Raw genomic sequence first — 22,360 nt, forward strand, 5'->3', positions numbered from 1 at the left:
GCTGACGGTCAAGGGTAGATGAACTGAGAGAAGCGCACGGACGCCCCTGTGGGTCGCGACACCTGGGTATCCACGCTGCCCACCGTGTCGCTGCGCAAGGTCAGGTGCAACACGGCCTGGCCGGCGCTGTCACTCAGCATCCAGACGCTTACACCCTCCCCGGCCGCCCTGGCCTTGAGCGGCTGCGGCTGGAGCATCTCGATATTGAAACCGCGCAGCAGCTCACCGCTCAACTCGACCTCCAGGGGTTCTTGGGCCTTGCCTTGCACATGAATCACCAGCCCATCGGAGGCGCCATTGCGCAAAAAGCGTTGGTACTCCACGCGCAACTGCCCATCGGCACTGCGCACTTCGCGGGTGCTCAGCGGCCCGCTGGAAAACAGGCCCGCCAGGCTCAGCCCCATCAGCACCAGCAGCGCGTACCAACCCACCCTTTCAAAGCGCCAGACCTTGCGCTGCAAGGCCATATCTTCCGGTACCGGGTAGTTGCGGCTCTGTAAGTCGTCGGGGTCTGGGTTGTTCATAGCGCGGCCCGGACTCAGCCCTTGCTGTGCTCGGGAGAAGACGGCCCCTTGGTGACACCCCTTGGGCCGGCAATCGCCCATATCGCGGCGCCCAGGAACGGCAGTACCACGACGACAGCACTCCAGCCTGCCTTGCTGGCCGATGCGTTATCGCTGCGCCAGATGCTGTTGATGATCCACGCGTCGAGCAGTACGAGGATCACTGCCAGGCCTATCCAGAAGTAAGTGGTTTGCATGATGCACCTCCAGGTTATGTAACTTTTGGTGCGCAGGCGCAGGCAGGGTTCATTATTTTTAAGGGCCTACCGTTGGACTCATCGACACTAAGCAAGCAACAACTGCAGTCCCTGGTGGCCATCTACGATCAAGCTTTGAATCAAGGCTTGATAGTGTTGCGCGGTACTGGGTTCTTGGAGATCGAAACATGCAGACCAAGTGATGCACGTTTGGTCTTGCCCCGTCAAAGCCACCAAACGTACCGTTGCCACATAGTTGTCCAGAGGCAGTGGCGCTTCCTCAAAGCGGTAGGACAGCGTTAAGGTGCGATCATCGACTGATAACAAGCGCTCTCTCACAACCGCTCCATCAGACAGCGTCAACGTGCGCATACTCCCAACAGCCCCATCGGACTCACCGTCCTCGAGGCTGCTTTCGACAATCGCAGGGTGCCATTGCTGGATCTCACCAAACTTCTTCACCACGCTCCAGGCGCGTTGTGCATCGCTGTTCAAAACAGCGGAGAATTCAACCATTGGCATCGTATAACCCTTTGAATAGACAGCCCGGCGATCCCGGCATCAGGCGTGCCGGGATCGGTTGATGCTTACGCGTCGAACTGGTGATACACCTTGGCAATCACCTTCCAGACACCCTCAATTTTGATCAGTGTCAGGTAGTCGTTGTAATCGGCGCCAATCGCATCGTTTTCCATATCGACACGTACTACTGCGGTGCTCGGCGTGATTGCCAATACGTCAAGGCGAGTGGTGATTTGGGGTGCACCGCCGTTCTTCGCAACGAAATCAAACAGGTTGTTGATCGGGCCGCCGAGCAACTCGCCATTGGTGAACCCATACATCACTGCGTCTTGATGGAAGGCTTGTGCAACGCTTTGAGCATTACCGGTACGCAGACCTTCCACGTACTGATTGGCTGTGGCGATGACAGCGTCGTACTCGTGGGTGGGTACTGCCTTGATATTCTTCGACATGCTTGTTTTTCCTTTTATGGGGGATGAGATGCCACACCGCTCGCCTGACATAGCCGGGGGGTCTTGCTGAATGAGTCAATGACCGCCGCCCGCTACCAATCCTGGCGCGTCGGCGAGATGATCAAGTCATTGACGGTGACGTTTTCCGGCTGGTTGAGCGCGTAAATCACTGCACGGGCGACATCGTCAGGCCCAATTGCAATCCGGTTCAGCGCCTGGGCAGCCTTGCGCCCCTGCGGATCACTGACCTTGTCCGCCCACCCTGTATTGATGACGCCAGGGCTGATCGTGTTAACGCGAATACCGTGCTGCACGCCGAGTTCTTTGCGCATGGACTCGGTCATGGCCTGGACGAAAAACTTGGTCGCACTGTAGACACCCGCAGACGGCCCTACCTGATGCCCTGCAACAGAGTCCATATTGAGAATCTGCCCGGACTTCTGTTCCAACATGAACGGCAATACTGCAGCCGTCATGTTGAGGTAACCCTTGATGTTCACATCGATCATCTTTTTCCAATCCTGCACGGCCAGATCAACCCAACGGGAAAAAAGCATCAGGCCAGCGTTGTTCACCAGAATGTCGATGGCGCCGTATGTTTCACGGGCAAACCTGGCAAGTGCCTGGGTTTGATCCGGTTGAGTCACATCAGTAGTAAACGCGACCACCTCACTTGCGGCCTCGCGCAGGTCAGCGACGAAAGACTCCAACGCCTCTTCATCAAGGGCGGCGGCAACCACACGCGCACCTTGCGCTACCAGCGCCCGGGTGGTTGCCGCGCCGATGCCTGAGGATGCGCCCGTGACGATGGCTACCTTGTTTTGCAGGTAATTCATGTTCCATACCTTTTTGCAATGAATGCTATTGCGACGCCTGCACCTTAATTAGCGCGGGACCTTGCTATTGAGGCGTCAGCGGTTGGCCAATCGATGTAACCTTTTGCCCCCCCGCCGTAGTAACTCTCGCGTGGAGCGATGGTCAGCTCAATACCGCGACGCAGACGCTCGACGAGGTCGGGGTTGGAAATGAACAAGCGACCAAATGCAACCGCATCGATCCGGCCCTGCGCGCGGCGTTCGATTGCCATCGCCAGGTCATAGTTGTTATTGCCTATGAATGGCCCTTCAAACTGGGCACTCAATGCATCCAGGTCCACACCTTCGGGCACTGTGCGGGAGGTCGCCGTGGCGCCTTCAACAAAATGCAGGTACGCCAGGTTCAATTGATTGAGCTGCTGGATCAGGTAGCCATAAGTCGCCATGACATTGCTGTCAGGAGGCGTATTACCGGCATCAGGGGTCACCGGTGAAAGGCGAATACCGACACGGTCGTTACCCCATATCGAAACCACGGCTTCAGTGACTTCCAAGGTCAGTCGCACCCGGTTCTCAATGGAGCCACCGTATTGATCGGTGCGTTTGTTAGTGGAATCCCGCAGGAATTGATCGAGCAGATAGCTGTTGGCCGAATGCACTTCTACGCCATCAAAACCGGCTCGCTTGGCGTTCTCGGCGGCCCGCTTGTATTGCTCGATGATCCCTGGGATCTCCGAGGTTTGCAGCGCACGAGGCGTCGATACCTCGACAAAGCCATTTTCGGTGTAGGTGCTACCTTCAGCCTTGATCGCCGAAGGCGCTACGGGGGCATCGCCGTTGGGTTGCAACTCGACACTGGAAAAACGTCCCACGTGCCACAACTGACTGACAATTTTGCCGCCCGCCGCGTGCACTGCATCGGTGACCTTTTTCCAGCCGTCCACCTGTTCTTGCGACCAGATTCCCGGAGTCATGGCATAGCCACGTCCTTGGGCAGAAATGTTCGTCGCTTCGGCAATGATCAAGCCGGCGCTGGCACGTTGAGCGTAGTAAGTGGCGTGCATTTCATTTGGCACACCGTCGTCGGCCATCCGGCTACGTGTGACGGGCGCCATGACTATCCGGTTAGCCAATTGCAGCGCCCCCAGATGCATGGGAGAAAAAAGGTCGGTATCCGTGGTGATATCGGTCATAAAGCCTCTTTATAAATTAGACCGGTCGTCTAGTAAAGTGGTAAAAAAAAACGCCTCTATGCCAGCAGGCGCTTACTCGTGTTCAGCGCTGTTTCGAAAGCAGCCGTTGTGTTTCGCACCTTCACTAACAGTGAAGCCCCAAGCCACAGTTGATACAACGATTCAGCCAATGTTTCGGCGTTCTGGGTCGATGTGATGGACCCATCAGCCATCCCCTGTTCAACACACCGGGTGATCCTCTGGATAATCAGTGCGGTGCCCTCTTCAAGTACGCTGCGCATGTCATCCGAAAGGTCGCACACTTCTGCGCCGAGTTTCACCACCAGGCATTTCTCCTCGGGATGATCGAACGCCTGTGTCTTCGCCCAATAATCCAGGTAGCCAATCAACCGCTCGGCGCCAGTCCCTTGCGCTGCCATGACGATGTCTACCCGACCGATATACTCTTGGAAATACTCTTCCAGTAGTGCCTGGCCGAACTCCTCCTTGGAGCGGAAGTAGTGATAAAACGAGCCCTTGGGCACGCCCGCCGTCGTCAATACTTCCATAAGACCGACGGCGGTATAGCCCTTGTGGGTCATCAGTGTCTTCGCTACATCGATGATGTGCTGTCGCATGTCCAGATTAGATTTTTTCATAATGACGAGAGCCTATCCAAAACTAGACCGGTCGTCTACAAAACATTAGCAATACCTGACGAATGACCCCCTGCGTTCTCGCCTATCGTTGCTCCTGCAAACGACTAGGCCCGTGCGGCTGGATAATCCGTTGAAGGTCTGAGCTCGACCTTTTCCCACTTGGCGATGACTAACGGCGCAATGGCATTGCCCAACACGTTCAACGTAGTGGTACCACTGTCGATGATCCTGAAAATGCCAGCGATCAACGCGACGCCTTCCAGTGGAAGACCTGCTGAGGCCAATGTCGCTGACAAGATGATGATGGCGAAACCTGGCACCCCTGCTGCGCCCTTGGAAGTCAGCACCATGGTCACCACCAACAGGATCTGCTGGGATAACGACAGGTCGATGCCATGGAGTTGCGCGACAAAGATCGTCGCCACCCCAAGAAAAATCGACGCACCATCGAGGTTGAACGCATACCCCACCGGCACCACGAAGCTGACGATCCGACGCGGCACGCCGTAACTTTCCATCTTTGTCATCAACTGCGGCATCACTGCGGCTGAGGCGGCACTTGAGAACGCGAGCATCAACTCATCGCGCAAGTACCCGATCAACTTGAAAATGTTTTCGCCTATCAAGTAACAGATACCGCCAAGTACCACCAACGCAAAAACAATCAGCGCCAGGTACACAACACCAATCAACTTGAGCAATGGCAACAAGGAAGCGAAACCAAACGTCGCCACGGTCGCGCCGATCATGCCGAACACACCCACAGGCGCATAAGCCATAACCATGGAGACAACCTTGAACATCGCATCGCAAACACTTTGAAGCAGTGCGATGACCGGTGCGTTTTTCTCTTTCGGCAAGGCGTTCAATGCCAAGCCGAACAGCACGGCAAAAAACAACACCGACAGCAATTTCCCCTCGGACATCGCAGCCAATACGTTATCGGGCACGATGTTCTGCAATATTACCAGCGCTCCTTTGGGCGGCTCCAGCGTGATGGATGCGGCACCGTGCGAAACACCGGAAATATCGGTACCTGTTCCCGGTTCGAAGAGATTTGCGAAACACAAGCCTATGACGACGGCCAGCGCGGTAATCGCAAAGAAATAACCGAGCGAGCGCACCCCCATGCGGCCAAATGACTTGCTGTCTGGGCCACCGGCAATGCCCAGAATCATGCAGCAGAACACGATTGGCACAACGACCATCTTCATCATCTTGATAAAGATGTCACCAAGCGGTTTCAGAACCTGCACGCTGACCCATGCCTGATAGTGCGGATGGGTATTGAAGTACCAACCGACAAGCACGCCAAGCAACAGCCCGGCAACGATTTGCCACATCAAGGGAATACGTTTCATGTCTAGCCTTCTTGTTGGTATGTAAGGTCTGCGTTATCAGCAGTTGCTAGAGTCATGAGCTTGCAGCTCACGTGAGCCCCCATGGCACAGCTCAGCTGTGCCATGGGTGTTCTTATTTCGCGAAGAGCTGGCCCATATCCTTGAACGCCTTGAATTCAAGGGCATTGCCGCAAGGATCAAACAGGAACATGGTGGCTTGCTCGCCAACCTGACCTTTGAAACGAATGTACGGTTCGATCACAAATTCGGTACCAAACGACTTCAGTCGCTCGGCCAGCGCTTCCCATTGCTCCCAACCCAGAATGATGCCGAAGTGCGGAACAGGAACATCGTGACCATCGACCGGATTGCTATGAACACTTTCTTGAGAGGCGGTTTTGGGATGCTCGTGAATCACCAGTTGATGACCATAGAAATTGAAATCGACCCATTGAGTGCTGGACCGCCCTTCTTCTAAACCAAAAACCTCACCGTAGAAGGTCCGTGTTGAAGCCAGGTCGTAAACAGGTATTGCGAGGTGGAATGGCGAGAGGCTCATCAGATCTCCAGTGCTTTTTTTGTGGGCTTGGCGAACATTCCCCCGTCATTGCCTCGCTTGGCTCAGCCGTTGCCGGGGATGGAAAACATCGTAGGACGGAAAACCCAACATAAAAATCAATATATATTTCTTAGAAACACAATTAATATTTATGAATGATCAAAGAACTCAAGACACTCATCGCTGTTGCACGGGAAGGCACTTTTGCCGCTGCCGGCAACAGAATCGGCCTGACCCAGGCCGCTGTGAGCGCGCAAATCCAGCGCCTCGAAGCTGAACTGGGCGTCGAAATTTTCGACAGAAAAGGACGCTCTGCGCATCTCAATAGAATGGGCCACCAAGTACTCTTGCAAGCTCAGGAGCTGCTCAATCTTTACGACAACCTGGGTTCCTCGACGATGGGACAACCCACCAACGAGCGGGTGACTATCGGCGCAATCGCGTCGGTGCAACGCTCATATTTGCCCGAATCGCTGGCCAGGTTTCACCAGCAATGCCCGCAATGTCGCACGCGAATCATTCCAGGGCTGTCGATGGAGTTGGTCAACCTCGTCGACGCTGGCGAGATCGACATGGCCACCATCATTCGCCCACCCTTCTCGCTTCAGAGTGACCTGCACTGGACGACGCTGGCGCGGGAGCCCTACCGGCTAATAGTACCGAGCGAAGTGCCGGGTGAAGACTGGTCGGCGCTCCTGTCCAGCCATCCTTTCATTCGCTATGACCGCTCATCGTTCGGCGGCCGGCAGGTTGATCGATTTGTGCGGCAAATGCATTTCGCGCTGCATGAGGTGTGCGAACTGGATGAGCTGGAAGCCATCCTCCAGTTGGTTAAAAAGGGCGTGGGCGTCGCATTGGTGCCGCAAACGTGCAGAGATCCGGAGTGGCCTATGGGTGTTCGAGCACTCGATCTGGGCATACACACCTTTCATCGTGATATCGGGCTCATACACCGTTCTCGCCAAAGCCTCACCGAACCGGTGCGGATACTGGCTGACTTGATCTCTGACCAGTTCAAGCGAGGCCTGATCTAACCAAGCGCTCGCTAGTGGTCGCCACCCGACCACGCCGATAGCTCGAGAACAGAACGTCTAGAAACGAGACGAGATGAAACGTATCAGCCTCACAAAAAACACATTTTATGCATAAATGCATTTTTATCCTTGACCGAGAGAGCCGAGTCTTTTAAATTCAAATAACTGTATATAAATACAGTATTTTGAATCCCTTCATGGACGAGGCTTACTATGAAAAGCACCCCTTCGAAATTTGGCAAAACACCCCATCAACCCAGCCTGTGGACCCGCGCCGATGCGCTCAAAGTCCATGCGGACGACCCCACCACCACCCAGCCGCTGGTCAGTGCGAACTTCCCGGTATTGAGTGACGAGGTTTTTATCTGGGACACCATGCCGCTGCGTGACATCGACGGCAACATCACCTCCGTCGACGGCTGGTCGGTGATCTTCACCCTCACTGCGGATCGCCACCCGAACGACCCTCAATACCTCGATCAGAATGGCAACTACGACGTCATCCGCGACTGGAACGATCGCCATGGCCGGGCAAAGATGTACTACTGGTTCTCCCGCACCGGCAAAGACTGGAAACTCGGCGGCCGGGTAATGGCTGAAGGGGTTTCGCCCACCGTGCGCGAATGGGCTGGCACACCGATCCTGCTGAACGAACAAGGCGAAGTGGACCTGTACTACACCGCCGTCACGCCCGGCGCGACCATCGTCAAGGTGCGTGGCCGCGTGGTGACCACCGAGCACGGCGTCAGCCTGGTGGGCTTCGAGAAGGTCAAGCCGCTGTTCGAGGCGGACGGCAAGATGTACCAGACCGAAGCGCAAAACGCCTTCTGGGGCTTTCGCGATCCATGGCCATTCCGCGACCCGAAAGACGGCAAGCTGTACATGCTGTTCGAAGGCAACGTGGCCGGCGAGCGCGGTTCGCACAAGGTCGGTAAAGCCGAAATCGGCGACGTGCCACCCGGCTATGAAGAGGTCGGCAACTCGCGCTTCCAGACCGCCTGCGTCGGGATCGCCGTGGCCCGCGACGAAGACGGCGACGACTGGGAAATGCTGCCACCGCTGCTGACCGCGATCGGCGTCAACGACCAGACCGAACGCCCGCACTTCGTGTTCCAGGACGGCAAGTACTACCTGTTCACCATCAGCCACACCTTCACCTACGCCGACGGTGTAACCGGCCCGGACGGGGTGTACGGTTTCGTCGCCGATTCGCTGTTCGGCCCGTATGTGCCGTTGAACGGCTCTGGCCTGGTACTGGGCAACCCGTCCTCCCAACCGTTCCAGACCTACTCGCACTGCGTCATGCCCAACGGCCTGGTGACCTCCTTCATCGACAGCGTACCGACCGACGACACCGGCACGCAGATCCGTATCGGCGGCACCGAGGCACCGACGGTGGGTATCAAGATCAAAGGGCTGCAAACGTTCGTAGTCGCCGAGTATGACTACGGCTACATCCCGCCGATGCTCGACGTCACGCTCAAGTAAACGGAGGCTGTAAGGCAACGGGTTTGAATTCGATGACAAACCCGTAGTGGATAGCATCGAGATATCCCGTCTGATGCAACTTACCCCACCTCACTGGCTACAAGGATGTAGCCAGTGAGGTGGGGTGCGCGCTGTGCCCGTTGAAGGCCAGCGCCTCAAAGCCAGTCGTAGACGTCGATGCCGCTGAGAATGAGCGGGTGATTCATGAGGCTTAAGTCGATCAATTTCCAACGTTTTTGAAAGTGAATTGTTCTAAAAAGAAAACAATGAATTTTAATATATGGCCTTTTTATGAACAGTCCAAAGCTTTATCGTGTGAATCCTTCCTGCAATGCACGCACCTTTGACTAGTGAGAATCAAGACATGCCATTGATCAAAATCGACCTTATAGATGGGCGTTCTGATGACCAAGTAAAAACCTTGCTCGACGCTGCCCACTGCGCAGTCGTGGAGGCATTTCAAGTACCCGAAGGGGATCGGTATCAAATCGTCAACGAACATCGCCCAAGTAGATTGATTGTCAAAGATACAGGGCTCGGTATCGATCGAACGGACAATGTAGTGGTGATCACTGTGATCAGTCGTCCTAGGACTGAGGAATCCAAAGTCTTGTTCTATCAGTTGCTAGCGAAAGGCCTGCGGGAGAAATGTGGAATTGCCGCCTCCGAACTGGTGGTTTCAATAGTAACCAATACAGATGCGGACTGGAGCTTTGGTTATGGACGGGCACAATTTCTAACCGGGGAGCTTTGAGGCACTCAGTGGAGTCTGGCTCCGAGTTGGGCCCCAAAGGAGTATCCCACACGGCAATCCCGCGGTGCCCTTGATACCGCCTTGCGGATATTTTCTGCTATGCGCTCGCGCAGGGGCGCCTATGCTTCGCCTGGAAACCACCGTGACTCAGGATTATCGGTGCCAAATGTGACATCCACCCAAAGCGCAACGAGGCGGTTTGGAAAACCGAATCAAAGGTGTAATGCGGGCGTGGACTCGCGAACGCCATGGACAGAAGGAACCCGGACACGCAGCGCAATCAGCAACGCAGCCAGCAGCATCAGCATCGCTGCCGCTATGAATACGCCAGCGCTGCCACCGAGGCTGAACACTGCTCCGCCAGCGGCGGCGCCCGTGGCGATGGCGGACTGCACAGATGCCACCACCATGCCCCCGGCGCTTTCCGCCTGATCAGGTACCGCGCTGGCGACCCAGTTCGACCACGCTACCGGCACACCGCCGAAGGCCAAGCCCCATATTGCCAGCAGTACTGCCTGCATCGGCAACGAGGGTGGCAACAGCACCAACGCCAGTGCTGCAACCCCGACCAGCGCAGGCATTAACACCAGAGTGGCCAGCGGGTGGTGCTCCAGCAGCCTGCCAGCCAACAGCGTGCCGAAGAAGTTCGCCACACCGAACCCCAGCAACATCAGCGACAGCCCTTGCGGGCCGATGCCGGTAGTGCCTTCCAGGAATGGCCGAACATAGGTGAACATCGCAAAGTGACCGCTATGCACCAGCACACAACCGAACATCCCCATGGCGATGCCCGGGCGCTGCAACACTTCGAAAACGGTGCGCAGACGTGTCGGCCGGCGCGGCGCGAGGCGCGGCAAAGTCAATGACTGAAAAGCCAGGGTCACCATGCCTACCGCCGCCGCTGCAAAGAACGCACTGCGCCAGCCGTATAGCCCACCCAGATAGCTGCCCAGCGGCACGGCAACAACCGTCCCGATAGCAATCCCGCTGAAAATGATCGAAAGCGCCCGAGGCAACAAAGCACTCGGCACCAGGCGCATCGCCACCGCCGCAGCCATGCTCCAGAACCCGCCTAGGGCAATCCCCAGCAAGATGCGCATCAACAACAGCACCGCGACGACCAGAAGATTGGAGGCAACCATCAGCGTTGAAAACCCCAGCAACACCCAACGTCGGTCGATACCGCGGGTCAGGCCTGGCGCCAACAAACCGGCGAACAGCGCTACCACTGCTGTCACCGTTACCGCCTGGCCAGCCAGTGCTTCGGACACTCCCAGATCAGTCGCCATCAGTGTTAACAAACTGGCCGGAAGGTACTCAGCGGTCAGTAATCCGAACACCCCCATTGCCAGCGAGAAGACCGCCATCCACGCGGGGGCCGCAGGCTCCGCCTCCGAGAAGGCGCCGGGATGGCGGTTGGATACGGCATTACATATACAGTCAGTCATTGCAGGGATCTCCAGTCTTCATTTCAAGCCGCAGTCTAGGCGCCGGAAACTGGATGATCTATGATCAAAAACCTCTACTTTTTGACTAAAACACCTGAACAATGTCTGCAAAACAGTTTGCTCTTTCCTCGGATCTCATCAACGAGCTGTTGCGCGGTATGCGCCTGCGTGGCGTCGAATACCGGCGTATACAAGCCAGTCCGAGTTTCGGTTTGGGCTTCGCTGAAAAACCTGGGCATGCCTGGTTCCATTTCATGGCGGTCGGCAATGCGGTGCTGCGAATGGCGGACGGCACCACCTACGCGCTGTCTGCCGGCAACGCCGTGTTCATCTCCCATGGCGCCGCCCATCAACTGTCTTCCCATGCGGACGCACCTGTTCAGGACATCGACGGTCTAGACAGCGTCCCCCTCGGTGACACCGTGAGCGCGGTGCACACCGCAACCGATGCCAGCCCAACGCCGAGCACTATTTTGTTCAGTGGTTGCATGGAGTTTGAACTGGGCAGTATCCATGGCCTTGGCAAACTGATGCCGGGCCTGATGTTGATTGATGCCGGCGGCCAGCGCTACCCTGGACTGGTGCCTATCCTGACCACCATGGAACGCGAGGTCAGCGCCGCACGTGTGGGCTTCGCCGGTATCCTCGCGCGGTTGGCCGACGTGGTGGCCGCCATGGTCGTTCGCGGCTGGGTGGAGTGCGCTTGCGGTAATGCCTCTGGCCTGGTCGCCGCCTTGCGCGATCCACGCTTGGCAGGTGCACTGCTAGCGCTCCATCAACAACCGGGCCGCGACTGGACCGTTGCGCAATTGGCAGCGCAATGCAACACCTCACGCTCGGCCTTCGCGGACCGCTTCCAGGTGACGATTGGCATGACACCGCTGCGCTATGTCACCGAACTGCGAATGCGGCTCGCAAGCCAGTGGCTGACCCTCGAAAGGCTGCCGATCGAAGAGGTAGCACAGCGCTTGGGCTATACATCCCAAGCCGCTTTCAGTCGCGCATTCAAGCGTATTACGGGCAAGACACCGGGGTTAAGTCGCAAGGTGAGGCAGCCCGCTGTTACTTGAAGCTGAGCGCACGTAGTCGACGGTCTGTGCCTCTGAATCATTTAACGCCCGTTACGTCGAGGAATGGGTCACGGCAGTGCACAACCGACTAAAGGACTGTCAAGTATGACAGTAGACGCCTGCAACGCCTCATCTGAGAATGAACGCCACGCGGCGAGAATCCCCAGCCTCTGATACTGGGCCAGCACGTTTGCCGCCAGCACTCGATGAGGGGCTCAGTCATGGAGATCACTGAATGCCGTGCCGCAGACAACGTCATCTTGACACTAAAGCAGCCGATGAACGCGCGACGCACACGCCTGCTGTGCGGTTATCTGCGCCAGATCAATCCGCCGGCCGAGTATTTGATCCTGGTCGAGGAATGGACGGCGCAAGCCCATTACGTGCAGTTCAACCAAATTACAGGGTGCGTGCGTATGACCAAAAAACTGCGGCCACGCCCGGCCTGAGCATCCGCTCATGAACGTGCGTTCACGTAGCATCAGCGTAACGCTGGTGATCGGCGTGTTCACCACCATGGGGTGGTGCAGGCGGAACGCGGCCTCATTAAACCCTCGCAGACCTCAGCTGTTGATTGACCTCCACAGCAGCGGCGTGCCCAGCATTCGGCTGGAAATCAACAGCACTTGGCTGCTTCCATCGCAGGGGGGATATCTATGCCCAACGCTTTTCCTAATTGCTGCAACGCCTCACCCGGTACATTCGAAATACAAATGACACTGTCAACGGTGCGTGTCGAGCGGGTGGCGTGTCATCGGCTCATGCGTGGCACGCGCGGGTTGGATGTGCACAATAGCTGCTGACGAAGGACGGCATGTGACGGAGCTTAGGGCGTATCAGGTGGCGCGCGTCGGCATCAGCGCGTAGTCTTTTCCCACCGCTCCCAAGGCCGCACTTGCCCCCAGGTTAACCATGGCAGGCCGGACCCAAACCGTACGCTCCTCCAACCGCCGGATATGCCCACGGCGCAAATGCGCCCGTGGCGCGGCGTGAACCCCACCGCCTGCGGTCGCTCTCCCCCCGAGGAGCCTCGATCTGCAGGACCCGGTAGCTGAAGAAAGGTTGCTTCCCCTTCGCCACGCGTTTTTTATTTAACATTTTCGGTGCAGTGATCTCGGGCACCGTCACATTTGTCAGACCACTGTCCTGATCGGTGGTGTAGAGCTGGACGCGGCTTTGACCGGGGGAGTTATCGAACTGCAGGTGTCGATAGCCCCCGCTGCCGGTGGCATTGATGGGTAGGTCTTGGGCTTCCCAGCCGTCGGGGTGATGCATCAAAAAAAATTTTCTATCATCAACAAAATGGCCAAACCACTGCAGATACCAATAACAAAGCATATCAGCGGCCATGTTTGATCCACGAACCCGAACTTGGGGTTATCGCGCCAATCGCGCGCCCATGCGTCATCTGGGTCAATCGCATTCATTGCCTCAATTTCAGGCGGCCAGCAAGGAATACGACTCGTAGTCATCGCTAGCCAGCGACCAAGTGCAATGTAACTGTATGGGAGAGAAAAGACCAAAGAGATCCAAGGCCAACGCGCACATCCCGCAAACGTTCGCAAAACCGAAAAAAAGAAGCCTTCTTTTCTGTCATGAATAGGCAAGCAAATCGACGCATCAACATACGCCTGTGCCGCACCATCGTCACATTCCATATAGCGCCGAATGAACTCCCACAACTGCAGCACATTCTCCCGCCCACCCGCCAGCACATAGCCAAGTGAAAATGTTTGCAACACAGTATTACCATCCTCAGATAAAACATGCGCCCTCAAGTCGTAGGATTTACCAGCCGGCTGCGTCGTCGCCTCCCCAACAAAAACAAAAACGCTATCCCAAGACGCCGTCAGCACACTCCCATTCTGACAAAATATATGAAGCTGCCTTGTCCTTCTATTTAAACGCATAGGATAATGAGTCCATCTAAAACACTCACTTCGGACAAGCCAGCGTATCCCAATCGCTATGACCAGTAATAGAGGAAAAAAATCAACCATAACACCCAACTGATCCAGTTCTCATCATCACCGATCGGAGGCCATAAGAAATATACCGCCCAATAAAAATAAATAGCTGTAGGAAATAATGCCAGCGCGCCCACCAAACCCAGCCAGACATTAAAGCCTTTACCTGCATACCAGCGATCCACCACCTCTAGGTAAGTAGAATTAAGTTTGATTACTGACAAAAAATTATTCGGATCTACATCTATGGAGCGTGACACATCCAACTTCTTTTTACGCTCCTCATCGTGCAACGGACGATTTACTGGATAGCGCAGCTTGCCAAATTCGAGACCTGTATAATCCATATCAACTCCTTAACGCTACTTGCAACTCAGCCATCTGCACTTCGTTACTTGAATAGCGAAAACCAACAAGCTTTCCGAATCTGCGGCTCGCGCTTCAGCGACGGCTTCGCACTCGGCGGTTTTGGCGTCGAACTGCGCCAGCACTGCGTCCGCTTCATTCATGTCAAGTTGATCAAACAGCTTAAGCGCCTGCTCACCGGCACGCTGTCTATGCAGCTCATCCAACGGGGAATGCCCTATCAAACCTCGGAGCGCTCCTGATGACCGGCAGCCGGCCGCCATCCCTTACGCTCAGGCATAGGCGTTTCGCTTCGTTCTTTCAGGGTATTGGCCCGTAGGTTGGCGCCAATAATCGGACCGAAGTCTTCCGCGGTCGTAAGCTTGGGAATGGGTTTGCCAGGTTGGCCGGCTTCTTGGATCTCTTTGGGCCAACGTGGCGCCCAACACAGCAGTAAAGAAATCCAATGACACAGGGCATGCAGCACGATCAGGGGCGAGAGTAAGGTGCCCGTGATCAACGCGGTAATCTTTCCACCGTTGCGCCAGAAACCGGACATGAAACGAAGGGTTGCTCGAATCGGCTCGATTGGGGTGGGTCTCAGAGTGAGCAACCTTTTCGGCTTGGGAACGGCTTGTGGACCCTCCTCCATATACCGGCGGATGAACTCCCAGAAACCAACCAGTTCCTGATTACCGTGCATAGGCCGCCCTAACATGAGCAATTCATCGTAACCAGCCCCGGAATGATCGGAAAGGAAGCCTAAGATCAAAAAACCGCTGGCCCCGATAAAATCAGGATCCTCTGGATTGATCACTGGGACCACTGCGCCCCACGGCAACGTGACGAGCCCTCCTGCGTAATCTGGGCGATTCACATAGACCTGCCGAGTTTTGCGATTGAAACGCGCGATTAAATGTCGCTGAGTAAACAACTCGACACGAATCCATTTCCAAGTGTGTTTCCAAAGAAGGTAATTCATCACGAACCAAAGACTGATAATTGAGACACCAAAAAACCACCCATCAAGACCTACAGATTTTTCAGTATTAAAGTCTGAAACAAGAACACCTATGACCGTCCAAACAAAGCCATAAAACATGTAAGAGTTCAGCCCAATGGATAATGCCAGGAAGGCGAATGCAATCAGCCCTCGCTTCTCCTCTTGGAAAGCTGCGCGCACATCAATGTAATTTTCACCAAACTCATATAATGAGCCCGCATCAGTAGGGACATCACTAGCTGACTCATAAACCCCCCATAGTTTTGCATTTTCATCCAAGCGCGTCGCAATCGACGAAGCTACCCCTTCGCTTGTGGCGGCGTCCTTTTTCCAATGCTCTCGCGCTTCTGGATCTTCTGTTTTTACAGACCACATCATACGCTCAAATAAAAACATCATTCACCAACCATACTAGTGAAGGCAGACTCCAAACCTACAACTTCTTCAGCCTGGCCCTTAAACCCTTTAGTTTTTTTACTTTTCCGAAATACGGACTTTTCACACCACGCTTCAATAGCCGCTGGCTCAAATAACCATATTGCCCCACCAATAATCAATGCGATCCAAGCAAGTCGAGCTAATCCCGCCCGCATCACAAGTAGCGCTCGCTCCGCCGCCAAACGCGCCGCTACCACCTCAAGGACCTTAAGGAGTTCCAAAGTAATAGCATTACCGGTTCTAGCTATTAACATTCGTAAATACGGACCACTTCCAGATATCGCAATTCCTAGAGAAAGAAATGCAACTCCGAATGTGGCAGCTCCTTTAACACCGTATGCGAACGCTAACGAAAACCGCTTTTTGTGAATTTGATCGACAGCAGTGCTCACATCTAGCGAACCACCAATCACACCACCAATCGCGCCCAAAAAACCACCGTACAACTTCAATCCACCGCCCCAACTGGCCGCTATTCTTCCCGTTGCCGTGGCAGCCCCATATTTCTTACTGGTCCACTCCGCCCCGGTATGCATCAAATCCAGCGCGACGGCGGTGGTCGCCAGTGCTGCCGCGACAAATTCCGCCTTCTGCTTGTTGCCATCCGGCATCGCCTGGGCCTTGTTGTAGAGCTGAAACGCTTCGTACAGTCCCACAATCACCCCGATCCGCAAGGCATAAAAGTTGCCCACCTTGCCGGACTCCAACTCTGCCTGAACCGAAGCGCGCACCCGCACCTGCAACTCCGCACGCACCCGGTCAATGCTCTTTGGTGTCTTGGCCTCGGCCAGTTCCTCCAGGCGCAACTGCGGTGCCAATTTGCCCAGGCGCCAACTCACGGCGGTGGTCAGTACATGGGCCATGGCCTTATCAACACTATTTGGTGAACCGTAGGTGAATACGCCTTTGGCCAACTGCGCGTACCAGCCCATCAGAACGCCCATCTGCGAACGGGCCAGCCAGTCCATGGGCGCGAGTTTTTCGCCATCGGCCAGGACTTTGTTGGCTTTTTCGAAGGTATTGATGATGCTTTTACCGCGCTTGATTTCCTTGATCGCGATGGCAGCAATGTCCTTGAGCGGCAGACTGGCGAACAGTGATTTACTTTCGGTCAAACCGACCCGTGTGTGTTCGATGAGGTCCTGCTGATTCAAGGCATAAACGCGCCAGAACAGGTTGCCTTCGGCGATTTGCGTGTCTTCCCACCACTGCGCCAGCAGGGCTTGGCCCGGTGGGCACGCTTCCATGCCCAAGGTGCACAGCGCGGCCTGGATCGCGAACGCCCAGCCACATCGCAGGTCCTGTGGGTCATAGGCGTACAAGGCGTTAAGCAGGTAGGTGCTCTGCAAGACGATTAAATGCTCTGCGGCTCGCGCTTCAGCGACGGCTTCGCACTCGGCGGTTTTGGCGTCGAACTGCGCCAGTACTGAGTCCGCCTCATTCATGTCAAGTTGATCAAACAGCTTAAGCGCCTGCTCACCGGCACGTTGTTTGCGCTGGGCGATCGTCTCCTCGCCTATTTGCTGACGAGTCATAGCCTTGCCTGTCTCGCGCATGCTTTCACGCGCCGCGACGCCAGGATCGGGGTAACGCTGTTGGGCCTCTGCGCGGACTTTTACCATCTCCGCATACAGTTCGACTTCAGTCATTCTCAGACTGGCGCGGTTGCGTGCTCGGACGATGTAGTCTTCACGCGCTTCCTTGTTGGTGTCCGGAAACAGGCCTTGCAATGTGTCTTCGGTATGACTGGTGTAGGCCCAATCATCGATGCTTTCATCGGCTTTTTTAATCCGGTGTTCACGGATTCCCTCGCGTACATCCTTGAGCCGCAACGCAACCTGAACACGCCAGTGATTGGTGGCGCCGTCCTGCTCTTCATTCAGCCAGGGCTCCGCCCCTTCGAGCGCCGCATTACGCCAGGCGTTCAGCTCCTGGGTCACACCGATCGCATCACGTAGCACCAGGGCAGCGCCTTGGTCTCGCTCCAGCGCATCCCGCAATGCTACAAGACGGATATGTGATGAGATCAGACGCCCACTGTCCAATGCATCCGATGGACACAGTGGTGGATAGGCCTGTTGACTCAGTGCATTGAGCAGGGCCGGAGAACGTGCGGCCAACTGCGTCGGCGCAGCGTCCTGAGTCGCCGCCGTAGCGGTGATGCCCAACGCTTTATATTCCAGTACCCATTGGGCCAAGGCCTGCGGCTCAAGGCTGAAGGGTTGGTGACGGTTGCCGTTAACCCAGTCCGCAGGGCTGAAGTACTGCATTTTCTCTTCGTTTGAAAATGCCGCCGCGGACTGTTCGTACTCATCCAGCTTGGCTTTGGACAAGGGGTCAGGCGTGTACAGCCAATAGGTGTTGTTGACCTCTTCCGGCTTTTCAATACTGACCGCCGAGGTCGAGGGCGCGTTAGCATCTCGGGAGCAACTGAACGTCAGGCTTGGGGCGGGTGGGTAGAGCGGGGCGAATTGATAGAGCCGCGCATCGTCAGTGACAAAATACGACTGCCAGGACTTCAGGCCGTTACGCTCGACCAGCACATACAGGTAACTCTTGCGCAGCATCCGCGCACTGAAGCGCACTTGGGGGAAGTCAAACGACTCGCCCAGCGCCACCACCGCGACCTTGTCCAACAACATCGGGCTGTCGCTACAAAAAGCCGAATGCCTCAGCGGGAAAATCAGCAACCCCTGCTTGTTGCAAAAATTGCACTTGCCAGGCCTACACGGCACCATTGAGTTTTGACTCGCGTTGATTATTGGATTGCTCATAGCAAGATCATCCAATGAGTGGCCTGACCGATACTTGGGTAATGCGCCTGTATCCGCACGCACCTGAAGTTTTTCGCCAGGAAAGTGGCCACCTTGGATTTGCTCACTATCGCCCCCTCTAATCCATTCAAAAAAGCTCGCAACTGGCACATTGAAGGGCTGGAGAAACTAGCCTGCATGAGCGTGCTCCATTTCATGTTTGAGACGTAGAAGTTCATCGCCACTCACCGACCCCATCGCCTCCCCAAAGGTAGATCCCACTTTTCGAGCGTCCTCCAGTACCTGACGAATTCGAGAGTGCTGGTCAAAACTGCGATGCAACCAAACTCCGAAAACTGCGTAAGTGGCTTGCTCCACTTGTCCCTTGAAGCCTTGTTCAACCGCGCGCCGGACTAAAAGAGTTATTTGTGTGATCCAGTCAGGCTCATAGGCACAACCCAACGTCCGGAGCATATGAACTGCCGAGTTCACCACTTCAATCTGCTTTAATGCTGACCACTGTTCGGCATTAGCCAGGAACGGTGCTCGACTTATTGGTGCAAGTGAGGGATATACCGTTTGCTGCAGCTGCGCCCCTTCATCCAAATAGATCCACTGCTCGACACCGCTCTCGAGTTGCATCAACTGCGGCTTATCGAAGACAACAGGAAGTTGTGCCATCACTCGAGGATCATAGAACCGCAGTCGGGCCGTACCGCTGCCGTGGAGCAGCTTGAGCTTTGAACTCAGCAGGCTGGCCAACGGCTGGGGGGACAGCGAGGAAGATAGCCATCCAGCCACCTGCCGTAGGCGACAGTCAGAAGTCATCGTTTGCTGTATTGCTAGGTCAACGCTAGCGTCCAACAAATCATCGTGACGCCCTTCTAATCTCACCAGTACCGGTGCTTTTTGAGGTTGCTCAGCAAAGTCGGAATGTTTCAAATACGCCATATTGTCTTGCGCCCGCTCCCGCACAACTTGATCCAATGCATGAGGACGCGCCATATCCAGCAATACGTAGGTGTTGGGGTATGAAGCCACCTTGTTAAACAGCAGGTCCTTGATCCCGCTGATCTCTGTTTCGTTCACAGAGGCCTCCCTTTCCCTAAACAACAGATGCACCCGACATGTCCGCTTCGCTATTTTTGAACTCGCAACCCGTGAACCGCCCTTTGTTCAACACTGCTGGATTAGGAGCACCATTCTTCGGGCCCGTTAAGGCGTGCCGCTGCGCCTTGAACGTCACCGTCCCCGGCGCATGAATCTCAATGTTGCCCCCCACCAGCCGAACGGTCGCGCCCTGCACACTCAACAGCACCTGCTCTTTGCCCTGTACAAGCCCGTTGCCCTGGGTGCTGACCAGGCGAATGTTCTGTTGTGCCGCCATGCGGATCTTGTCGCTCTGCGCTTGCACGCTGACCGCGCCGCTGGCGGCGTGCAGGGCGATGCCGGTGTTCGCAATGGGGCGACTGTCGCCCCCTGCGCCACGGGTAAACAGCATCAGGCCTTGAGCCGCGAGAAAGGCGGTGTGGCCTTGGGCGGTGAAGTTGATGTCCGCGCCGGCGTTGAGTAGGCATTGAGTACCCGTCGCCCAGATCTGGTGCTTGGGGGTCAAACTGAGCACGCCCGCTTGGCCATAGAGCGCGAGCAGCGGCTTGCTCCACGCCGCCACTTGCCCCTCGCCACCGCCAATGCCCGTGCCTGACGCGGTTCCCTGTTGTGTCGCCTTCAGACTTTCCTGGCTGTTCTGCAGGGCTTCACTGGTGGGCAACTGCTTGCCGTCGCTGGCTAGCCCGGCCTTCTGCTGTCTGGCGTTGTCGGCCAATTGATCCACTTGGCCTTGGGCTTTTTCCAGCTCGGCCAACAGACCCTTGGCCTGCATTTGCTGGTCAGCCGGCTCCGTCGTCAGCAATAGCCCGGTACCGGCACGCAATGCACCTTGGGCCTGGGTGTGCAGTTCGACGCCATAGCCTCGGTCAGCCAGGCGTTGGTTGTCTTTGTTCTGTTTGAGGTGCCCTAACGTCAGACCACTGTCTTGATCGGTGGTGTAGAGCTGGACGCGGCTTTGCCCTGGGGTGTCGTCGAACTGCAGGTGTCGATAGCCGCCGCTGCCGGTGGCGCTGGTGGACAGGTCCTGGGTTTTCCAGCCACTGAGTACCCCGGCGTGTTGGTTGCCGGGAAACCACGCCGGTGCGTTGCCGGTACTGCCGGAGGCACCGCCTGCGATCTGGTTATGCGCCGCTTCGGCCTGGCCCCGGCCGTTGTACAGCGAGCCGATGACCACGGGGCGGTCGATCTGCCCTTCGAGGAACTCCACCAGCACCTCCTGCCCGACCCGGGGCACCCAGGCACTCCCCCAATTGCCACCGGCCTGGGTCGCGGCCACGCGCACCCAAGTGCCAACACGGGCGTCTGCCGGCGCATTGTCGGTCGCACGAGGATGGGGGCGATGGCTGGATGAGCGTTCACCGCGCTGCCAGTGGAATTGCACCTTGATGCGTTGGTCGCGATCGGTCATCACGGGGCCTCCGTCGCCGATCACAATGGCGCTCTGCGCACCGTGGACGGTTGGGATGGGATGCAGGCGGCGTCCGTGACCGTCTTGGGTTTGCGGTCGATAAGGGTGACTGGCGGGGATGAGTGTGAAGTGGTTGCAATACACCGCCTCCGGCTGGTCGGGCACAGGCCCCAGCCCTGCCAGTACCGCCGCTTGCAGCTGAGCATCCAGGTTATTGCGGGCCTGATGGTGCACCCGTATGCACAGCATGGGTTCGTCCGCCTGCACGCTGTCGTGGTTACTCAGGCATAGAGTGGCCCCTGGTGCCAAACGTCGCCATGTCCCCAGGCTGTGCACTTGGCGACGCGCAACCTGCTGAGCATTCAGGTGCTGGCGTGCACGCTGCTCACCCTGGGCTGTGTCCGTCCAGGCATAAGGGCCGGCGGTGTCCTGGTCCACACATCCACTGATGCCGGTGTCGCCCTGAGCGTGTCCTGACAACAATGAATTGCTGCGGTAGTCCCAGCTTTGGCGCTGTACCTGCCCCACCATCCAGCGGTGCTCTTCCGCCCATTGCTGAACACTGTCCTCTGCCTCGGTGGCGTCGCTGCGATGAAAGCGCACGGATACCGGCGCATTCGGCGCCAGTTTGCGGTTGCTGTCGGTCAGCACCAAGGTATGACTGCCCAAGTTCGGGGCCTGGGCATCACCCAGATGCTCAAAGTGATAGGCAATGCCCTCCTCCGCCAGCAGCCGCTGCACAAACGCCAGGTCACTTTCCTGGTATTGAGTCGTCAGGCTGCGCTTGCGGTACACGCCCGGATCCTCCAGGGCCCAGCGCCACTGCGGCTGAATCACGCCCTTGCTATAGAAACCGAAAATTTGCTCGAAAATCTCCATCACGGTCAGGTCATGAAAGGCGTAGCTGTCTTGCCGGTGTCGCAACAGGCTCAACCATGGCTCGATCCGTAACTGATAACGGGCCAACCCACCATTGCTGCCGACGCGTGTGCATTGGCTGACATGCCCGTGAAAAGGCCGCAAGTCCGTGCGCGAGTCAGCACACTGCAACTGCACCAACACCGGTGCGCCGACCAGTTGTTCAATGGGCAAACGCCCGTCCGCGGACAAGGCACTCAGTTGCAAGCAGTACCCTTGCTGGTCTAGCGCCTCCCAGCCGTCGAGGTATTCGGCGACCAGCGTGTCTGCGCCCAAGGGGGTGTGCAGTTGCAAAAGGCGCTGCTGTTGCGTCAATGCGGTAGAGAACGTCACAGGTCATCCTTC

The 22,360-nt window shown here is 56.4% G+C and carries 23 protein-coding genes; 6 read left to right on the forward strand and 17 right to left on the reverse strand.

Features of this window, described 5'->3' with window-relative positions; genetic code table 11:
• Window positions 1–8: 8 nt before the first annotated feature.
• From APH41_RS20930 to APH41_RS20970, 9 genes are all read right to left on the reverse strand, one after another.
• Window positions 9–524, reverse strand: a complete 516-nt coding sequence (locus APH41_RS20930) for a hypothetical protein (RefSeq protein WP_054921173.1) — start codon at window positions 522–524, stop codon at window positions 9–11.
• Between the two features lie 14 nt (window positions 525–538).
• Window positions 539–760, reverse strand: a complete 222-nt coding sequence (locus APH41_RS20935) for a PLDc N-terminal domain-containing protein (protein ID WP_003190416.1) — start codon at window positions 758–760, stop codon at window positions 539–541.
• Between the two features lie 87 nt (window positions 761–847).
• Entirely contained in the window at window positions 848–1,282 is a 435-nt protein-coding gene (locus APH41_RS20940) for an SRPBCC family protein (RefSeq protein WP_054921175.1), read from the reverse strand.
• 65 nt (window positions 1,283–1,347) lie between these two features.
• Window positions 1,348–1,734, reverse strand: a complete 387-nt coding sequence (locus APH41_RS20945) for a nuclear transport factor 2 family protein (RefSeq protein WP_054921177.1) — start codon at window positions 1,732–1,734, stop codon at window positions 1,348–1,350.
• Window positions 1,735–1,826: 92 nt separating this feature from the next.
• Window positions 1,827–2,570 (reverse strand): SDR family oxidoreductase, encoded by a 744-nt coding sequence (locus APH41_RS20950; protein WP_054921179.1) that lies wholly within the window; start codon window positions 2,568–2,570, stop codon window positions 1,827–1,829.
• A gap of 44 nt (window positions 2,571–2,614) precedes the next feature.
• Window positions 2,615–3,742, reverse strand: a complete 1,128-nt coding sequence (locus tag APH41_RS20955; protein ID WP_054921184.1) for an alkene reductase — start codon at window positions 3,740–3,742, stop codon at window positions 2,615–2,617.
• Between the two features lie 56 nt (window positions 3,743–3,798).
• Complete coding sequence (locus APH41_RS20960; RefSeq protein WP_054921186.1) at window positions 3,799–4,380, reverse strand: TetR/AcrR family transcriptional regulator; 582 nt, start codon at window positions 4,378–4,380, stop codon at window positions 3,799–3,801.
• Between the two features lie 104 nt (window positions 4,381–4,484).
• A complete protein-coding gene (locus tag APH41_RS20965) occupies window positions 4,485–5,741 on the reverse strand; it encodes a cation:dicarboxylate symporter family transporter (RefSeq protein ID WP_054921188.1) in 1,257 nt (418 codons plus the stop codon).
• 112 nt (window positions 5,742–5,853) lie between these two features.
• Complete coding sequence (locus APH41_RS20970) at window positions 5,854–6,279, reverse strand: VOC family protein (RefSeq protein ID WP_014718007.1); 426 nt, start codon at window positions 6,277–6,279, stop codon at window positions 5,854–5,856.
• A gap of 155 nt (window positions 6,280–6,434) precedes the next feature.
• Here APH41_RS20970 and APH41_RS20975 point away from each other — a divergent pair, with 155 nt between their 5' ends.
• The 3 genes from APH41_RS20975 to APH41_RS20985 all read left to right on the forward strand — a co-directional run bounded on the left by APH41_RS20975 (window position 6,435) and on the right by APH41_RS20985 (window position 9,555).
• A complete protein-coding gene (locus APH41_RS20975; RefSeq protein WP_032892377.1) occupies window positions 6,435–7,313 on the forward strand; it encodes a LysR family transcriptional regulator in 879 nt (292 codons plus the stop codon).
• A 213-nt stretch (window positions 7,314–7,526) separates the two neighbouring features.
• On the forward strand, window positions 7,527–8,801 hold the full coding sequence (locus APH41_RS20980; protein ID WP_054921191.1) for a glycoside hydrolase family 68 protein: 1,275 nt from the start codon (window positions 7,527–7,529) through the stop codon (window positions 8,799–8,801).
• 364 nt (window positions 8,802–9,165) lie between these two features.
• Complete coding sequence (locus APH41_RS20985) at window positions 9,166–9,555, forward strand: tautomerase family protein (RefSeq protein ID WP_034127089.1); 390 nt, start codon at window positions 9,166–9,168, stop codon at window positions 9,553–9,555.
• A 212-nt stretch (window positions 9,556–9,767) separates the two neighbouring features.
• Here APH41_RS20985 and APH41_RS20990 read toward each other — a convergent pair whose 3' ends face one another.
• Window positions 9,768–11,003 (reverse strand): MFS transporter, encoded by a 1,236-nt coding sequence (locus APH41_RS20990; protein ID WP_054921193.1) that lies wholly within the window; start codon window positions 11,001–11,003, stop codon window positions 9,768–9,770.
• Between the two features lie 101 nt (window positions 11,004–11,104).
• Here APH41_RS20990 and APH41_RS20995 point away from each other — a divergent pair, with 101 nt between their 5' ends.
• Window positions 11,105–12,073, forward strand: a complete 969-nt coding sequence (locus APH41_RS20995) for an AraC family transcriptional regulator (RefSeq protein ID WP_054921195.1) — start codon at window positions 11,105–11,107, stop codon at window positions 12,071–12,073.
• 221 nt (window positions 12,074–12,294) lie between these two features.
• Window positions 12,295–12,522, forward strand: a complete 228-nt coding sequence (locus APH41_RS21000; protein ID WP_054921197.1) for a hypothetical protein — start codon at window positions 12,295–12,297, stop codon at window positions 12,520–12,522.
• Between the two features lie 457 nt (window positions 12,523–12,979).
• Here APH41_RS21000 and APH41_RS21005 read toward each other — a convergent pair whose 3' ends face one another.
• Genes APH41_RS21005 through APH41_RS21015 form a run of 3 tightly spaced genes read right to left on the reverse strand, consistent with a single transcriptional unit; the run spans window position 12,980 to window position 14,387 of the window.
• Window positions 12,980–13,423 carry a hypothetical protein gene (locus tag APH41_RS21005; protein ID WP_156359074.1) on the reverse strand — a complete coding sequence of 148 codons (444 nt, stop codon included), beginning with the start codon at window positions 13,421–13,423 and terminating at the stop codon, window positions 12,980–12,982.
• Window positions 13,348–14,073, reverse strand: a complete 726-nt coding sequence (locus tag APH41_RS21010; protein WP_325168233.1) for a DUF6708 domain-containing protein — start codon at window positions 14,071–14,073, stop codon at window positions 13,348–13,350. The genes APH41_RS21005 and APH41_RS21010 overlap by 76 nt, the downstream gene beginning before the upstream one ends.
• Entirely contained in the window at window positions 14,040–14,387 is a 348-nt protein-coding gene (locus APH41_RS21015) for a hypothetical protein (protein WP_054921204.1), read from the reverse strand. Before APH41_RS21015 ends, APH41_RS21010 begins: the two co-directional genes overlap by 34 nt.
• A 48-nt stretch (window positions 14,388–14,435) precedes the next feature.
• Between APH41_RS21015 and APH41_RS28880 the strand changes: the two genes are divergently transcribed.
• Window positions 14,436–14,648 carry a hypothetical protein gene (locus tag APH41_RS28880; RefSeq protein WP_139271542.1) on the forward strand — a complete coding sequence of 71 codons (213 nt, stop codon included), beginning with the start codon at window positions 14,436–14,438 and terminating at the stop codon, window positions 14,646–14,648.
• On the opposite strand, the gene APH41_RS21025 is transcribed toward APH41_RS28880, so the two are convergent.
• From APH41_RS21025 to APH41_RS21045, 4 genes are all read right to left on the reverse strand, one after another.
• The gene (locus APH41_RS21025; protein WP_054921209.1) at window positions 14,627–15,787 is read right to left on the reverse strand and encodes a DUF6708 domain-containing protein; all 1,161 of its coding nucleotides are present in this window, start codon (window positions 15,785–15,787) and stop codon (window positions 14,627–14,629) included. The two genes, APH41_RS28880 and APH41_RS21025, sit on opposite strands and share 22 nt — an antisense overlap.
• Complete coding sequence (locus APH41_RS21030) at window positions 15,784–18,600, reverse strand: T6SS effector BTH_I2691 family protein (RefSeq protein WP_156359075.1); 2,817 nt, start codon at window positions 18,598–18,600, stop codon at window positions 15,784–15,786. The genes APH41_RS21025 and APH41_RS21030 overlap by 4 nt, the downstream gene beginning before the upstream one ends.
• A gap of 168 nt (window positions 18,601–18,768) precedes the next feature.
• Window positions 18,769–19,668, reverse strand: a complete 900-nt coding sequence (locus APH41_RS21040; protein WP_054921215.1) for a DUF4123 domain-containing protein — start codon at window positions 19,666–19,668, stop codon at window positions 18,769–18,771.
• Between the two features lie 16 nt (window positions 19,669–19,684).
• The gene (locus tag APH41_RS21045) at window positions 19,685–22,348 is read right to left on the reverse strand and encodes a type VI secretion system Vgr family protein (protein WP_054921218.1); all 2,664 of its coding nucleotides are present in this window, start codon (window positions 22,346–22,348) and stop codon (window positions 19,685–19,687) included.
• Window positions 22,349–22,360: the final 12 nt, after the last annotated feature.

This window comes from Pseudomonas sp. NBRC 111138 (assembly GCF_001320835.1).
Lineage (GTDB): Bacteria > Pseudomonadota > Gammaproteobacteria > Pseudomonadales > Pseudomonadaceae > Aquipseudomonas > Aquipseudomonas paracarnis.

Excerpts from the sequence above, each read along its gene's own strand:
- APH41_RS21010 (WP_325168233.1), bottom strand. The coding sequence starts at position 14,073 with ATGGTTGATTTTTTTCCTCTATTACTGGTCATAGCGATTGGGATACGC.
- APH41_RS21025 (WP_054921209.1), bottom strand. The coding sequence starts at position 15,787 with ATGATGTTTTTATTTGAGCGTATGATGTGGTCTGTAAAAACAGAAGAT.
- APH41_RS20975 (WP_032892377.1), top strand. The coding sequence starts at position 6,435 with ATGATCAAAGAACTCAAGACACTCATCGCTGTTGCACGGGAAGGCACT.
- APH41_RS20980 (WP_054921191.1), top strand. The coding sequence starts at position 7,527 with ATGAAAAGCACCCCTTCGAAATTTGGCAAAACACCCCATCAACCCAGC.
- APH41_RS21005 (WP_156359074.1), bottom strand. The coding sequence starts at position 13,423 with ATGGCCGCTGATATGCTTTGTTATTGGTATCTGCAGTGGTTTGGCCAT.
- APH41_RS20995 (WP_054921195.1), top strand. The coding sequence starts at position 11,105 with ATGTCTGCAAAACAGTTTGCTCTTTCCTCGGATCTCATCAACGAGCTG.
- APH41_RS21030 (WP_156359075.1), bottom strand. The coding sequence starts at position 18,600 with ATGAGCAATCCAATAATCAACGCGAGTCAAAACTCAATGGTGCCGTGT.
- APH41_RS21000 (WP_054921197.1), top strand. The coding sequence starts at position 12,295 with ATGGAGATCACTGAATGCCGTGCCGCAGACAACGTCATCTTGACACTA.
- APH41_RS20985 (WP_034127089.1), top strand. The coding sequence starts at position 9,166 with ATGCCATTGATCAAAATCGACCTTATAGATGGGCGTTCTGATGACCAA.
- APH41_RS20950 (WP_054921179.1), bottom strand. The coding sequence starts at position 2,570 with ATGAATTACCTGCAAAACAAGGTAGCCATCGTCACGGGCGCATCCTCA.
- APH41_RS20945 (WP_054921177.1), bottom strand. The coding sequence starts at position 1,734 with ATGTCGAAGAATATCAAGGCAGTACCCACCCACGAGTACGACGCTGTC.
- APH41_RS20960 (WP_054921186.1), bottom strand. The coding sequence starts at position 4,380 with ATGAAAAAATCTAATCTGGACATGCGACAGCACATCATCGATGTAGCG.
- APH41_RS20965 (WP_054921188.1), bottom strand. The coding sequence starts at position 5,741 with ATGAAACGTATTCCCTTGATGTGGCAAATCGTTGCCGGGCTGTTGCTT.
- APH41_RS21015 (WP_054921204.1), bottom strand. The coding sequence starts at position 14,387 with ATGGATTATACAGGTCTCGAATTTGGCAAGCTGCGCTATCCAGTAAAT.
- APH41_RS20955 (WP_054921184.1), bottom strand. The coding sequence starts at position 3,742 with ATGACCGATATCACCACGGATACCGACCTTTTTTCTCCCATGCATCTG.
- APH41_RS20935 (WP_003190416.1), bottom strand. The coding sequence starts at position 760 with ATGCAAACCACTTACTTCTGGATAGGCCTGGCAGTGATCCTCGTACTG.
- APH41_RS20970 (WP_014718007.1), bottom strand. The coding sequence starts at position 6,279 with ATGAGCCTCTCGCCATTCCACCTCGCAATACCTGTTTACGACCTGGCT.
- APH41_RS20940 (WP_054921175.1), bottom strand. The coding sequence starts at position 1,282 with ATGCCAATGGTTGAATTCTCCGCTGTTTTGAACAGCGATGCACAACGC.
- APH41_RS20930 (WP_054921173.1), bottom strand. The coding sequence starts at position 524 with ATGAACAACCCAGACCCCGACGACTTACAGAGCCGCAACTACCCGGTA.
- APH41_RS20990 (WP_054921193.1), bottom strand. The coding sequence starts at position 11,003 with ATGACTGACTGTATATGTAATGCCGTATCCAACCGCCATCCCGGCGCC.